The sequence below is a fragment of the Paludibaculum fermentans genome, from assembly GCF_051172195.1.
Classification (GTDB): Bacteria; Acidobacteriota; Terriglobia; order Bryobacterales; family Bryobacteraceae; genus Paludibaculum; species Paludibaculum fermentans_A.
Map to the genome: position 1 here is coordinate 314080 of NZ_JBPJAQ010000004.1, position 14360 is coordinate 328439.

Annotated in this window: 13 protein-coding genes; 8 read left to right on the forward strand and 5 right to left on the reverse strand. The window is 62.7% G+C overall.

Features of this window, described 5'->3' with window-relative positions; all coding sequences use genetic code 11:
* Positions 1-28: 28 nt before the first annotated feature.
* From ACR9Y2_RS38080 to ACR9Y2_RS38105, 6 genes are all read left to right on the forward strand, one after another.
* Entirely contained in the window at positions 29-1492 is a 1464-nt protein-coding gene (locus ACR9Y2_RS38080; protein WP_435047152.1) for a hypothetical protein, read from the forward strand.
* Positions 1489-1989 (forward strand): hypothetical protein, encoded by a 501-nt coding sequence (locus ACR9Y2_RS38085; RefSeq protein WP_435047153.1) that lies wholly within the window; start codon positions 1489-1491, stop codon positions 1987-1989. The genes ACR9Y2_RS38080 and ACR9Y2_RS38085 overlap by 4 nt, the downstream gene beginning before the upstream one ends.
* A gap of 106 nt (positions 1990-2095) precedes the next feature.
* Positions 2096-2899, forward strand: a complete 804-nt coding sequence (locus tag ACR9Y2_RS38090) for a transporter (protein WP_435047154.1) — start codon at positions 2096-2098, stop codon at positions 2897-2899.
* A 77-nt stretch (positions 2900-2976) separates the two neighbouring features.
* A complete protein-coding gene (locus ACR9Y2_RS38095) occupies positions 2977-3432 on the forward strand; it encodes a (2Fe-2S)-binding protein (protein WP_435047155.1) in 456 nt (151 codons plus the stop codon).
* The gene (locus ACR9Y2_RS38100) at positions 3429-5657 is read left to right on the forward strand and encodes a molybdopterin cofactor-binding domain-containing protein (RefSeq protein ID WP_435047156.1); all 2229 of its coding nucleotides are present in this window, start codon (positions 3429-3431) and stop codon (positions 5655-5657) included. The genes ACR9Y2_RS38095 and ACR9Y2_RS38100 overlap by 4 nt, the downstream gene beginning before the upstream one ends.
* Positions 5658-5895: 238 nt before the next feature.
* The gene (locus ACR9Y2_RS38105; protein WP_435047157.1) at positions 5896-6693 is read left to right on the forward strand and encodes an SDR family NAD(P)-dependent oxidoreductase; all 798 of its coding nucleotides are present in this window, start codon (positions 5896-5898) and stop codon (positions 6691-6693) included.
* A gap of 28 nt (positions 6694-6721) precedes the next feature.
* Here the strand turns inward: ACR9Y2_RS38105 and rtcA are convergent, their stop codons facing one another.
* The 4 genes from rtcA to ACR9Y2_RS38125 all read right to left on the reverse strand — a co-directional run bounded on the left by rtcA (position 6722) and on the right by ACR9Y2_RS38125 (position 12220).
* On the reverse strand, positions 6722-7741 hold the full coding sequence (gene rtcA / locus ACR9Y2_RS38110; RefSeq protein WP_435047249.1) for an RNA 3'-terminal phosphate cyclase: 1020 nt from the start codon (positions 7739-7741) through the stop codon (positions 6722-6724).
* 45 nt (positions 7742-7786) lie between these two features.
* Positions 7787-9022: an RtcB family protein gene (locus tag ACR9Y2_RS38115; protein ID WP_435047158.1), complete on the reverse strand. Its 1236-nt coding sequence runs from the start codon at positions 9020-9022 to the stop codon at positions 7787-7789.
* A 44-nt stretch (positions 9023-9066) separates the two neighbouring features.
* Positions 9067-9228 carry a hypothetical protein gene (locus ACR9Y2_RS38120; protein ID WP_435047159.1) on the reverse strand — a complete coding sequence of 54 codons (162 nt, stop codon included), beginning with the start codon at positions 9226-9228 and terminating at the stop codon, positions 9067-9069.
* Positions 9229-9562: 334 nt separating this feature from the next.
* A complete protein-coding gene (locus ACR9Y2_RS38125; protein ID WP_435047160.1) occupies positions 9563-12220 on the reverse strand; it encodes a hypothetical protein in 2658 nt (885 codons plus the stop codon).
* A gap of 92 nt (positions 12221-12312) precedes the next feature.
* Between ACR9Y2_RS38125 and ACR9Y2_RS38130 the strand changes: the two genes are divergently transcribed.
* Positions 12313-12969 (forward strand): flavin reductase family protein, encoded by a 657-nt coding sequence (locus ACR9Y2_RS38130; protein WP_435047161.1) that lies wholly within the window; start codon positions 12313-12315, stop codon positions 12967-12969.
* On the opposite strand, the gene ACR9Y2_RS38135 is transcribed toward ACR9Y2_RS38130, so the two are convergent.
* Entirely contained in the window at positions 12970-13914 is a 945-nt protein-coding gene (locus ACR9Y2_RS38135; RefSeq protein ID WP_435047162.1) for a beta-propeller domain-containing protein, read from the reverse strand. It lies immediately after the preceding gene.
* Positions 13915-14029: 115 nt separating this feature from the next.
* On the opposite strand from ACR9Y2_RS38135, the gene ACR9Y2_RS38140 reads away from it, so the two are divergent.
* Entirely contained in the window at positions 14030-14356 is a 327-nt protein-coding gene (locus tag ACR9Y2_RS38140) for a PadR family transcriptional regulator (RefSeq protein ID WP_435047163.1), read from the forward strand.
* The last annotated feature ends 4 nt before the right edge of the window (positions 14357-14360 follow it).

Sequence of the window (14360 nt, forward strand, 5' to 3'; positions counted from 1 at the left end):
TATATCTCAACTCGAAAGCCCATCGCCCATGTCCAATTCATTTGGTTTTACCATCTACACGTTTCCGGCCCGGTTGGCGGACCTCGGTTTCGAGATCTCTGTCCCCAGCGACTGGACCGTCCACGACCTGCCTCTGGAGGACGTCGACTTCAGCAACCCCATCGCATTCGCGCCGCTGATGGTCGCCACTTCACCTGTGGCCGTGGTCGCGCTCACAGTCTCCGCCCGTCCGGCCTACGACAACGGGTCAGTGCGCGACTGGGTTACCTATTTGCTCGAGAACAACGAGATCCAGATGACCGCCGGCGGCCCGCGCGAAGTAGGACCGCTTGAGGGCATCATGGCCCTGGGCCGGCAAAACCAGGAGGGCACATGGCTGGATCACCGCTTCTTCATCTTTGAAGACGGCGGCCGGCTGGTAAACGTCAACCTGATGGCGCCCGAGTCCATCGCCGGTTCCTTCGAACCTGTCTGGCAGGCGGTGATGGAATACTTCAAGCTCTCTGCGCCAAAGGGCCAGACCACGCCTGTTTCCTACGTCCCGCCGCCAGCCGAGGAGCCGCAGGCAGCGCCGGAAGTGGAGGCGACCACGCAGACTCCGGCGGAGAAGCCGGCAGGTTTCGCCCGGTACGCCCTGGCGGAAGACACGGCTTCGCTGGACCCGGACAACTCCGTGAATACCAACCTCCGCGAGAGCGGCCAGGGTTTGACGCCGCGCATCAAAGCTGAGGACTCGGAGGCGCGCAAGGTGACTATCGCCGCCGGCGCCATTGCCGCGCTGGTGGACGTGCCCATGGGCTGGTACGTCATGGACGATGGCAAGCGAACGCTTGTGTTTGAGCCCACGGGTGAGGTCCAGATCAACCTGAATGTCATCCCCCGCTTCCTCCGCAGTGCCGATGAGATTCTGGATAACCTGCAGCGCGAGGCAGACGATTCTTACGACGATCCCAAGGTCCTGCGGGTGTCCGAGGGGGGGCTCTACGGTCTAAGCATTCGCAACATCTTCGACAACGGCGTCGAGATCGAGCAACTCCACCTGCTGCGCGATGGACGCAATGGGTCCACCATGGTCCGTGCCAGGGTGACGGCGACTCCGGGGCGCATGGTGGACGCCGCAAACCTGGGCGAGTTGATCCTGAAGAGCGTCTCATTCCCCGGTTTCGAACGCGACCCCAGCCTGCCCGAATGGTGGCACAAGGCTGTGGCGCTCGAGCACGCCGACCGGTTGGAGGAGGCCGAGAAGATGATCGTCGACTCCGTGCCCCACATCGCCTTCGCGATCGCCACCGCCGATATGTACCGCCAGCGCATGATCCGCCTGCGGGAACAGCACGACGACCAGGGAGCACACCATGCGTGGAAGAAGGCCGCCGACTGGGCGTGCGCCTACGCAGGGTTCGCCACCAGCGGCGGTGAAGGCGCAGCCTTGTCGCTCGAGCGGGATCAATTCCTCAAGGAGCTTGGGCCCGATCCCGGGGGCCGGGATTGAACTACGAGCTCATCTACGACATCGCCCAGGATTCGCAGGCGCCGAAGGTGGCCTTCCTCTTCGGTGCCGCCCTGGCGGTGGCGACTGGCCTCTGGGTGCTCTACCTTCGGGTGCGCGCCCTGCGACTACATGCCGGGGTCAAGCTCCTGGGCTCCATCACGCTGATCGTATTCCTCCTGGGCGGCGGTTATGTCGTCGAGCAGCGCTACCTTGCCGGCAACCGGTCCGCCCGGCAGGTGGAAGGACCAATCACCGGTTACTGGACCCGGATGGAGACCCGCTCCGACGACCAGGGTACATATGAATGGGAAGGGTTCATCGTTGATGGGGTCTCCTTTGTGTACGCCCGAAACGTGGAGCAGAACGCCTTCCACAACGCCGGTGAGAATTCCGTCGTACTGGCCGATAGCATGCATGCCCGCATCCGCTACGTGCCATTGATGCGCGACGGCCGGGCAGACAACCAGATCATCGTATTCGAGCTTGCCAGGCCCTGATCGCAGCCGCGTTGGAGCTTTCAGGTTTTTTGCTAATGTGGGATAAATACCCCGCACAGTGGGCTCCGCAGCCCATTCACCAACCGGCGGCGGGACCTACTGGGCTATGCGACTACTCCTAACCATCCTTCTGTCGGTCCTCTCTTTCCAGTCGCTATCCCGCGCTCAGGAGAACTACGAGATTCAGGTCTACGGCAGTGAAACCATGCCGCCCCACAAGACCATGCTCGAGTTCCATACGAATTTCACGGTCCAGGGGACCAAGACGGAAACCGACGGGATGCGCCCCACGAATCACGCCTGGCACGAGACTCTCGAACTGACTCACGGCTTCAACGACTGGTTCGAAACCGGATTCTACGTCTTCATGACGAATAGCCGCGGCTACGGCTGGCAATGGGTGGGCGACCACATCCGGCCCCGCGTACGGGTCCCACCGTCCTGGAACTGGCCGGTCGGCGTCAGCCTCTCCACTGAGGTCGGCTACCAGCGTGCCGCCTACGCCGGAGACACCTGGAATATGGAGATTCGTCCCATCGTCGACAAGGAGCTCGGCCGCTGGTACATGAGTTTCAACCCGACCGTCGACCGCGCCTTCCACGGCCCCGGCGTGGCCTCAGGAGTCGTCTTCTCGCCCAACTTCAAGGCGAGTTACGCCGTCACGAAGAAGGTGAACTTCGGCGCTGAGTATTATGGCTCGCTCGGCCCCCTGCACTCTTTCGCCCTGCTGCGCGAACAGGAACATCAGATCTTCCCCACGGTCGATATCGACTTCGGCCCTGACTGGGAGTTCAACTTCGGAGTCGGGCTCGGCTTCACCGGCTCGACCGATCACATGATCATGAAGATGATCATCGGCCGCCGCTTCGGATCCCTCAACTGGAAGCATCACAGCCGGGAAAGCCATTAGCAGGCGGCGTGGATGCGCCATCCCCAGCGTGGCGCTATACTACGCCCAAGCTGGGAACGTGATCCTGGGGAAAAACTATGGTCCAACTGAGTGTGAATGGCGTCGCCCACAAATATGACGGCGATCCGGAGATGCCCCTGCTGTGGTATCTGCGCGATCTGCTCGATCTGGCAGGAACAAAGTACGGGTGCGGAGCCGGCCTCTGCGGCGCTTGCACCGTCCATCTGAACGGACAACCGGTGCGCAGTTGCATCACGGCGATGAAGGATACCGCCGGCAAGAAAATCACCACCATCGAAGGGCTGAGCCCCGACGGCAAACACCCGCTGCAATTGGCCTGGCAGGAGCTGAACGTCATGCAGTGCGGCTACTGCCAGAGCGGCCAGATCATGCAGGCCGCCGGCCTGTTGAAAGAAAAACCGAAACCGACCGACGCCGACATCGATGCCTACATGACCGGCAACATCTGCCGCTGCGGCACCTACCAGCGCATCCGGTCCGCCATCAAGAAGGCCGCGGGGGTGAAGGCATGAACGCCGTATACCGCCTCGATCGCCGCGAATTCCTGGGCGGGCTCTTCTCCGCCGGAGCCCTGGTCCTGGCCGCTCCCATGGCCGTGGAAGGCGCTGTCCCCTCCTTCATGCCGACCGTCTATCTGGGCCTGGAACCCGATGGCACCGTGGTCATCGTGGCCCACCGTTCCGAAATGGGCACCGGCATCCGTACCTCCCTCCCGATGGTGGCCGCCGACGAACTTGGTGCCGACTGGAAACGCGTCCGCATCGAGCAGGCGCTCGGCGACGAGAAGTACGGCTCGCAGAATACCGACGGCTCGTGCTCCATCCGCGACTTCTACGGAGCCCTGCGCGAAGCCGGCGCCACCGCCCGCATGATGCTCGAGCGCGCCGCCGCCGCCCAATGGCAAGTGCCTTTGAATGAATGCGCCGCTGTCGACCACGAGATTGTTCATCGCAACTCCGGCAAAAAGGCCGGCTTCGGCTCACTGGTGGCCGCCGCAGCCAAGCAGCCCGTGCCGGCCAAGGCCGACCTGAAGCTCAAGCCGGCATCCGAGTTCAAGTACATCGGCAAGGGCGTGCCGATGGCCGACCAGAACGACATCGTGCGCGGCAAAGGCACTTTCGGCTACGACGCCAAAATGCCCGGCATGCTCTACGCCTCTATCGAGCGCCCGCCGGTGGTGGGCGGCAGCGTGAAGAACTTCGACGGAACGGCAGCCAAAGCAGTCAAAGGTGTGAAGGACGCCGTCGTCCTCCCCACGTTCCAGAAGCCGTACGGCTACAAGCAATTGGGCGGAGTCGCTGTGCTGGCCGACAACACCTGGGCCGCCATGGAAGGCCGCAAGAAGCTGCAGGTGGAATGGGTCGGCGGGGAGAACGAATCGTTCGATTCCGACGCCTTCCGCAAGAAGATGAGCGAGACAGTCCGGTCTCCGCAGAAGTCGGCCCGCAACAAAGGCGACGTCGACAAAGCCTTCGCCTCGGCCGCGAAGACGCACGAGGCCGAGTACTACTCACCGCTGCTCTCCCACGCTCCCATGGAGCCGCCGGCCGCGGTTGCCGAATTCAAGGACGGCAAGGTGACGGCGTGGGCCGCCACCCAAAATCCGCAGGCGGTCCAGGAAGCCGTGTCGGAAGCTCTCGGCATCCCAAAGACCGATGTCTTTTGCCACGTAACTCTCCTGGGTGGAGGCTTCGGACGCAAATCCAAGCCCGATTACGTGGTCGAGGCCGCATTGCTCTCCAAGCAGACCGGCCGCCCCGTCAAGGTGAGCTGGACTCGCCAGGACGACATCAAATTCGACTACTACCACGCCTGCGCCTCCGTCTACATGAAGGCAGGCCTGAACGCGCAGGGACGCCCGGAGGCCTGGCTCCAACGCGTAGCCGCCCCCTCGCTGATGAACCTCTATCAGAAGGACACGATGGAGCTCAGCCCGCTGGAACTCGGCTTGGGTTTCATCGACGTTCCCTTTGATATCGCCAATCTGCGGGTGGAGAACGGACCCGCCGCCGCCCATGTCCGCATCGGCTGGCTACGCTCCGTAAACAACATCCAGCACGCTTTCGCCATCCACTCCTTCGTCGACGAACTGGCCCACCTGGCCGGCCGCGACACCGTGGACTACGCGATGGACCTAATCGGCCCATCACGCCACGTCGACTTCTCCGGCCAGGGCTTCGAGCACGCCAACTACGGCCAGAAGGAAGACAAATTTCCCTTCGACACAGCCCGTCTGCGCCGCGTGATCGAGGTGGCCGCCGAGAAGTCGGGTTGGAGCAAAAACAAGTCAACCCCCGGCCATGCCTGGGGCTTCGCGGCGCATCGCAGCTTCCTCTGCTACGTCGCCTCAGTCGTCGAAGTGAAGGTGGACAAGGCTGGCAAGCTCACCATTCCCACCGTTCACTACGCCATCGACCCGGGTCAGGTGATTCACCCCGACCGTGTCATGTCCCAGTTCCAGGGCGCCGCGGTCTTCGCCACCAGTGGAGCCCTCCTGGGCGAAATCACCGCCACGGGCGGCAAGGTGAAGCAAGCCAACTTCAACAACTATCCGGTAGCCCGCATGAACGACTCGCCCCAGCAGGTGCATGTTCACATCGTGCCCAGCAACGAACCCCCCGGAGGCGTGGGCGAACCCGGCGTACCCACCATCGCCCCGGCCCTGGCCAACGCAATCTTCGCGGCGACCGGCAAGCGCATCCGTGAATTGCCGCTGAAGAAGACCAAGCTGGTATAGGAGCCGCGACCGTAAGGAAGCGGAGGACCTTCGACAGAAACCTGCAGTTCTGATCGCAGACCTAGTCCGGGAGCAATCCATCGAAGAACAAACGGCGGCGGCTGGAGCGATCCGGCCGCCCTTCGCCTTTTACGGCCAATTGAGCTGCCTCATGGTAGTGCCAATACTAGGATAACGACTCACTGGTACTGTTTTCCGAACCACCACACACCGTAACTGAAAGGAAGTCAGAAAACCTATGAACCTTCAATTGGAAGGCAAATCCGCCATCGTCACCGGCGGGACCGCGGGCATCGGCCAGGCCATCGCCGCCCAACTCGCGCAGGAAGGCGTCCGGGTGTTCATTACCGGCCGCACCCAGGCCAGCCTCGATCGTGGAATTGCGGAAATCACCCCGAAGATCACGGGCCGGGGCAGCGTAACTAGCATCCTGGCCGACCTCGGCACCCGCGAAGGCGCCGACACCCTCATCCGGCAATTGCCCTCGGTCGACATCCTCGTCAATAACCTCGGCATCTACGAACCCAAGCCCTTCGTCGACATCCCCGACGAGGACTGGCTCCGCCTCTTCGAAGTCAACGTGCTGAGCGGCGTGAGAGCATCCCGTGCTTACCTCCCCGGCATGCTGGCACGCAAGACCGGCCGCATCATCTTCATCGCCAGTGAATCCGCCATCGCCGTGCCCGCTGAGATGATGCACTATGGCATGACGAAGACGGCCCAACTCTCGATCTCACGAGGCTTAGCCGAAATGACCACCGGCACCGGGGTCACCGTCAACACCGTCATGCCCGGACCGACGATGTCCGCCGGCGTCGTCGATTTCATCAAATCGCTCTCCGATGACCCCACCGCGGACTTCGCCCAACTGGAAGCGGCCTTCTTCAAGAAGCACCGCTCCGCTTCCCTGCTCCAGCGCCTGATCCAGCCCGAAGAGATCGCCAGTCTCGTCGCCTATCTGGCCAGCCCGCTCGCGGCAGCCACCAACGGCGCGGCTGTGCGGGCCGAAGGCGGACTCATCCACTCCATAGTCTAGATTCTGAATCCCTCCGGGCGGCCGGGGCTCACTCCGGCCGCACCGCAACGGTTACGCATTCCCCTGCTTCACTGATCTCAAAGCGCACAGGCAGGAACCGCCGGATCACCTCCATGTTGGTCAGCGAGTGCTGGTTCAGCTTCACTGCCGTAAACGAACCCGCACCCGCCAGCGCCATCGGCAACAACAACTGATCCGCCAGATGCTCGCCCACTGCCGCCTTCGACACCAGGTACTCCTGCGCCTCCTGCACCGCCCGCTTCGCCACCCGTTCCGCGCTCACCCCCACCTTCCCGAACGCCGTGAAGATCTCCGTCACTCCACGGCTCTGCACCTCCACCATCACGACGTTGCCAGGGCCCGCCGACTCGCGTGACGACTCGATCACCTGAGTTTCGGGCCCCCACTCGAGAAGCCGCGCCGCCGTCCTGGCTTCCCGCTCGGCAATGTCGCTTGGCAAGTTCGCGATGATCGCAATCACACGGCGGCCCGTGATCTCCGCCCGCTCCCCAGTGTGCAGCGGCTTCAGCCGGACCGCAGGCAGGATCTCCGCCGTGAACCGTCCGCCGCCCGCCGGGTAGAACCCAGGCCGCTCCAGGACAACTTGAACCCGCGGTCCCATCCGCTCCACCAGCGGCAGGAATGCCCGTTCCAGGAATGGAAACGGCGGAGCCGCATCATTGTGCGTTCCACCTTCGATCACCAACTTACTGGGACCCTCGGCCAGCATCAGCGCCGGCAGTATGGTCTGGAACACCAGCGTTCCACTGCCAGCCGACCCAACCGCAAACCGGTATTCGCCCGCCTTGACAGACCCCGGCACGAAGCCGATGGAAGTCGATCCCATCACTGCTCCTTCCACCTGCGCCTGTCCGATCTCCGCCGCCGCCAGCACCGCCGTCAAATGCTGGCGCAGCAGGCCAGGCCGCTCGCGGCCCGCGCGGATATTGTCGATTCGGATGGGCCGGCCGGTCACCAGCGAAAGGCTCAGCGCGGTCCGCAGAATCTGCCCGCCGCCTTCCCCAAACGACCCGTCAATTTGAATCAACACTGGATCCCCTTCCGAAGGGGGGCGGATCGACTCCGCACCCCCTCATCCCTTCACGCAAACTAGCTGCCGCAAGGTATGCACGATCTCGACAAGATCCGCCTGCGCCGCCATCACCGCATCAATTGGCTTGTACGCCGCCGGCGTCTCATCGATCACCGCCTCATCCTTCCGGCACTCCACACCCTCGGTCATGCGGATGTGGTCGTCCACTGTGAAGCGCCGCCGCGCCTCGTTGCGCGACATCGCCCGCCCGGCCCCGTGGCTGCAGCTATGGAAGCTCTCCACGTTGCCTTTGCCGCGGACGATATACGACCGCGCGCCCATGCTGCCGGGGATGATCCCCATATCGCCCTCGCGCGCCCGCACCGCGCCCTTACGGGTCACCAGCACGTTTTCGCCAAAATGCGATTCCCGCGCCACGTAGTTGTGGTGACAGTTGATCACCTCCAACTCAGTGGTGAACGGGGGCAGCTTACCGGAAGCCTGAACCGCGCCGATCATCTGCTCCATCATCAGGTCCCTGTTCCGGCGCGCATAGTCCTGGGCCCACTCGACCGCCTCGACATAGTCGTCGAAGTGTTCCGTGTGCTCCGGAAAGTACGCCAAGTCGATATCCGGCAGGTTGATGTAGAACCTCCGCATCTCCTTACGGGCCAGCTCAATGAAGTAGCTGCCCATCCGGTTGCCGACGCCGCGCGATCCGCTGTGCAGCATGAACCACACATGATCCGCTTCGTCCAGGCAGACCTCGATGAAGTGGTTGCCCGTGCCCAGCGTCCCCAGGTGGTTCGCGTGGTTGCCACGATCCAGCTTCGGATGCTTCCGGAGGATGGTGTCATACCGCTGCTTCAGCTCATCCCGCCAGACCTCCTGGTTGCGCCCTGGGATCGAGCCCCACGCGCCGCGGTCGCCCGCTCCGCCGTGGTTCGTCCGCCCGTGCGGAACGGCAGCCTCAATCGCTGACCGAATTGCCTTCAGGTTGTCCGGCAGATGGTTGGCATTCAGGTCGGTCTGCACCGCCATCATGCCGCACCCAATGTCGACGCCAACAGCGGCCGGAATGATCGCACCCTTGGTAGGAATCACGCTGCCCACGGTCGCGCCCACGCCCCAATGGACGTCCGGCATGGCCGCGATCCACTTGTAGATGAAGGGCAGCTGCGCCGCGTTGATCAACTGCTGGCGCGCCTGGTCCTCCACCTGGACACCCTTCGTCCAGGCCTTGATGGGGACCCCCTTCTCCGTTGTGATGACGTTGTATCCAGTAAATTCAGGCATTTCGTATTCCTTCCCAAGCCTAGCGATTCCGCTTCCGGCTCTCATCAACCGGCCGTCCGGAGCCCCTTTGCGTGAAGCGCAACCTGGCTCGGCTGGCCGGCGTTTTCCATCGAATCGTAGAAGTAGCCCTGCGTCGTCTCCGTCTCGCGCTCTACCTTCCAAAGCCGGATATTCGTCGCATAATCCGACCTCTCCTCGAAAGTCATGATTTCCATCTTTCGAAAGATCTGCGGAATCTGCGCAGCCAATCATAATTAGTGGAGCGGGCCCGCAGAATTAAACTCCGTTGGGCACACGCAGAGTGTCCGAAACCAGGCTTCAGCAGCCGGGACAGTTATTTAATCGTGATCGCACGCAAGAAGGGGCGGCCACTCGGTGGCCGCCCCTTCTTGAAATCCAATTATTCCAAGCCGGTTAAGTCACCTCGCGGGCGTCATGATTGACGCGCGCCAGCGAGCCACTGAGGCATCCGCCGAATTGGAATGTATAGGTCATGCAGTTCAATCCTAAATCACCATCGTCCAACAATGCAAGTACTAATTAACCTAAATTTGAGCGACTCTTCGACCCTGATGGACTCGCCCCAACATCAAAGTCCCAACTGCCATCGTCCCACCACGCGTCAGACAGTACGCAGCCCACCGAATATTCGTCATCATCGTCCTTCGGCTCGTAGACGGGCAGACCCAATGCCGCGGCAAAGGCGTAGTCGTATTGACGAAATAGAGCCTTGGACTCGCGCCCCGTGGAACTTGGATACACAGGGAAGCAGACCAGCCGGTCGTCGTCGGAGATGGCAATCAACTGCCGGGCGATCACCCTGCGCCGTTCATCCCGTAGGTACAGAACCTGCTTGTTCACATCCACCAATGCCGCCACCGCCGATTCAGAGCACAGGCCGCCCACGGCCAGGCACGAGCCCACATACGTGCCCAACTTCAACACCTCAAACGGATCCTGCTCCAGTTCGATGCGATAACGTTCGGACTCGAATGGAATCCCACGCTCCCACAGGTCTCTCGCAACTCTGTGATGCTTCCGGTACCACTCCCTGGTCTCCCGGTGCTGCGCCAGATACGCCGTATCGCCAGCCCAGTAAGCCCGCAGGAACTTTCGCAATCCCCGGCGATTCCAACCAATCGAGCCCAGGAGCCGCAACGCATGCTCGCCTTCCCTCGTGACTCCCACCGCCGGCAACCCACGCTGCAAAGCCGCCAAAACCGCAGCCTCCACCACGCTCAAACGAGTCAGCACAAGGTTATCCACCAGCACGCGTTGATACCGCTCCAACTGCGCCGGTGTCAGCGTGACTTCCCCTTGCAGCCACGACTTCAGCCGGGCCGGCACGGGATTCGCATAACCATCCCGCAAGTGCTCTGCAATCTCGGCGCACAGCTCCCTCACCGGCATACCCGTTGGGTCCAGCCGGAAGAGCGGGTGCTCTCGAGCCTCCTTGACCACTTGCGCCCCTAGCGGAGCGCTCAAGCTCCCCACTATCTTCGCGGTCCTGCAGAACCGCTTCGGCTCGGCCAGGAAGGAACCAACCGCAAACTCGGTCTGGAACTTTGCCAGTGCTCCAAGCCCACGGGTCACCAGGACGGAGTCGCCGTCGCGCACGCAAGCCTTCTCCAACGCCTGCAGGCAGCGATCCGGAGCGGCCAGAAGCCGTGCAAGCTCCGTGTCCTTCTCCACCTCCAGCAACGTCATCAAAGCACGCGCACCGTTGCACCCCACCCCGAACGGAATGACGCAGACCCTCGACAGCAGGGCAACCCCCATGGGGAAGCAGCGGCGTATCGTCGCGGGGTCGTCCCAACACCACCACCAATCCGCTATGTGCTCAACCCACTTCTCCTGATACTCAGGCGCGGTCCCAAGCACTGCCGCCTCCAGGCGCGGCAGTAGCTCCGCAATGGCACTCCATTTCCGCCGGGCGACACGCGCGGGCATCTCATACTGCTGCAGGCTGGCCAGCATCTCGAAATACCGCAAGGCCGCTGGTGCTGTAAACTCCCTCCACCGCGACCGGGCAATTGCCTCCGCCAGCCCAGGCATCCGGCCGCACAGCTCCCACAAGGCCGGCACCAACCAGGAAGAAGAATCCGACCTGGTTCCAACCTCCATCACCACCTGCTCGGGAAAATCGAAGCACTGCCCAATCTCATCAAATCGACGCTCTGGATTGAATTGCGCCGTCAATCGAAGCCCGGCCATCACGTAGTCGAGCGGCGCTCCGCGCACGGCCGCCGACAGCAACTGCTCCAGCCAATAGGCCAGATGCTCATCGGCTACCACCAGAAAGGCCTCTTTGATGGCGCACAAGAACTCCATGGAAGGCTTTGCACTGTAGGCGCCGGTTTCCAGTACCAGTTGAAAGAACAGGGCGCGCTGCTCAGCCGGAACCTGCTCACTCGCCTCGCCCCATGCGTACGCGCCCTCGACATCTCCTAAGGAAACCAGTCGTGCGAAGACGACCAAGGCCTTCTCGTCACTGGCCAGGCTCAACCGCGAAGACAGCGCCAGCAGCCGCGACTGCTGCCGCACCGGCTTCGTCCGCACGGCCGGCCACACAAGACGCACTAAAGGACCCGGCATTCGCCATGGCGCTTTCGAAAATGAACCCGGCTGCAGTTCCAGTTCCAGCGCATCCAGATCAGCAGCGCCGTATCCCGCTTCCAGCAGTCGTGAACGGACCTCGCCCAGGAACCGCATAAGCGGCGCCACCAACACCGGCAGTGCTCGCGCGTGGCACAAATGCGGCCGCACGTCCGTCTCTGGCAGCCGGCGCCGTTTCGGAGGCTGGTACTTCGTACCCCGATACGCTCTCGGGTTTGCTGCTGTGGCCCGCACCGCAACTTCCGTCTCACCCCATCCGGCGGGCAGCGGATCAACAACCCCGGCGCCCGGCAACTCCGGCACCGTCTCCAGCAACACAACCAGCACATGGAAGAGCGTCTCCGCATCGGCCGCCTTCACCACGCTCAGCTTCTGCCACGACGCCAACAGGCGATCCCGCGCCGGATAAAGCGATCGCTTCACACGCGAGAGCTCGACAGGAACAACCCGAAACGGCCCGTCCGACCCGCCGGCACGGGTCCGCCTGCAAATCTGCGCGGAGAGACCCTTCGCGCTACGGACGACGGACAGCACCCGCTCCGCGCCGTCATCCTTCCATCCGGCTTTTCCCGACTGACTCATGCCATTTCGAAGCCTACCCGATAGCCCCGGCCGTTCGCATCACAGCAACTTCCGGATATCGCCCCCACCCACTCATCCCCTACCTTCAAACCATGCACAGAACTGTCGACCCCACCGTGCTCTACTTCGGAACCCCCGTCGCCCTCATCAGCACCTTGAACCCCGACGGCTCCCCCAACCTCGCGCCTATGTCCTCTGCCTGGTGGCTGGGCTGGACCTGCATGCTCGGCCTCGGCCAGTTGAGCCAAACCTCCGGGAACCTCATCCGCACGGGCGAATGCGTCATCAATCTGCCCTCCCAGAATCAGGTCTCCGAAATCGACTGCCTCGCCCTCACCACCGGCCGCAATCCCGTACCCGAACTCAAGCTCGGCTGGGGCTATCGTCACGAGCCCGACAAGTTCGGAGCCGCCGGCCTCACTGCCCTCGACTCCGTATCCGTAGCTCCACCGCGCGTCGCCGAATGCCCGGTCCAGATGGAAGGCATCGTCCACCACCACCGCCCCTTCGGCAAAAACGTCAATGCCAATGTCTTCGAGATCCACATCGTGAAACTGCACGTCGAGGAGAGCCTGCTCACTGACAACGGACCGCGTGCCCACATCGATCCCCTGCGCTGGCAGCCCCTCATCATGAGCTTCTGCCGCTTCTTCGGGCTGGGAGGCGAAGTCCATCCCTCACGCCTCGCCGAGTCGGACTTCATGAAGTTCATGCAGCAGGGCGGAGGCGCGCCTGCCTTGCGGCGCTGACTACCGCTCGCTCTTGCCATCCAGCAGGTGCGTCGAAGTCGCCGGGCCCAACACGCTCCAGTCCCGCAGCGCCCATACGACCTTCTTCTTCGCGTCCACTTCAATCAACTGCACCGTCTGCGGCCATTCCGCCTGCGGCCGGCTGCCGCACCAGTTGTTGATCAACGTGTGACCATTCGCCAGGCGTGAAACCTCCTGTACGGTGAGCAACGGGATCCCCGGCAGGTCGTCTTTCTCCACGGCCCACACCGTCTCGCCCTTCGGGTTCACCTCGCGCACATAGCCGTGCTGATTCCCGCTGATCAATGTATTGCCGTTCTTCAGCCGCACCGCCGCCCAAGCCGACGGAGCCTCCACGCTCCACACCGGCTGGCCCGCCGCATCGTACTCCACCACCTTGCCCAGATCCATGTGCGCCACCAGGAAGTGCCCGTCCGCCGTCATCCGGATGTGCCGGAACTGCCCGTGGACCCCATCCGGATTCTTCGTCGGCAGCACGATCTCCTTCTCCACCACACCCGTCGATTTACGCAGGATCATCGCCTTCGCCGGGTTCCCATTCTGCATCACCAGCACACGATCCCCGTCCACCGGCCAAGCCGTGTGCATCTCGGTCTTCGGAGCCGCATCGTAGTTCCAGACGATCTTCTTGTCCGGAGTAATCTCACTCGCCCCAAACTGCCGCGAAAATAGAATGTTCCCGTTGGGCAGCATGGAACAATCGCCCAACTCGCCCCGCAACGGATTCGTGTACGACCAAACCACCTGCCCACCGCGAATCACATGGATCACCTGCTCCGTCAGGCTGCGGTTCTGCCATTCCCCGCAATAAAGAAAGGAGTGCTGCGCCATGCCCTTGCCCGGCAGCCGCGGCCCGGCCGTCTGCGCACCAGCCATCAGCGGCAGCGCCGCCAGCAACAACCTCACTGCAGTCGAAGCAGCCATGGAACCCTACCTTTCTCAAAGAGGCAAACCGCCGCTATTGTATAGCGTCCCGATCTCAGTCACTTTTCGATTGACAGCTGCCGTCAGGCATATGCATACTACCCCTAACGATATTATGCCTAAAAAAGAAATGCCTGCCGGAGCCCTGGTCCTCCTCATCCTCCGCGTCCTGCGCTCCGGACCCCTCCATGGCTACGCCATCGCCCAGCGCATTCACACCCTGTCCTCGGAGGTCCTTCACGTCGAAGAAGGCGCGCTCTACCCCGCCCTCCAACGCATCCTGCTCCAGGGCTGGGTCACGTCCAACTGGGGTATCTCCGAGACCAATCGCAAAGTCCGCTTCTACGAACTCACCCCCTCTGGCCTCCAGCAGCTCGAAGCCGAGCTGTCCGGCTACGACCGTCTCCATGAAGCCATCCAGGCCGTCCTGCGCACCGCCTAGCAAC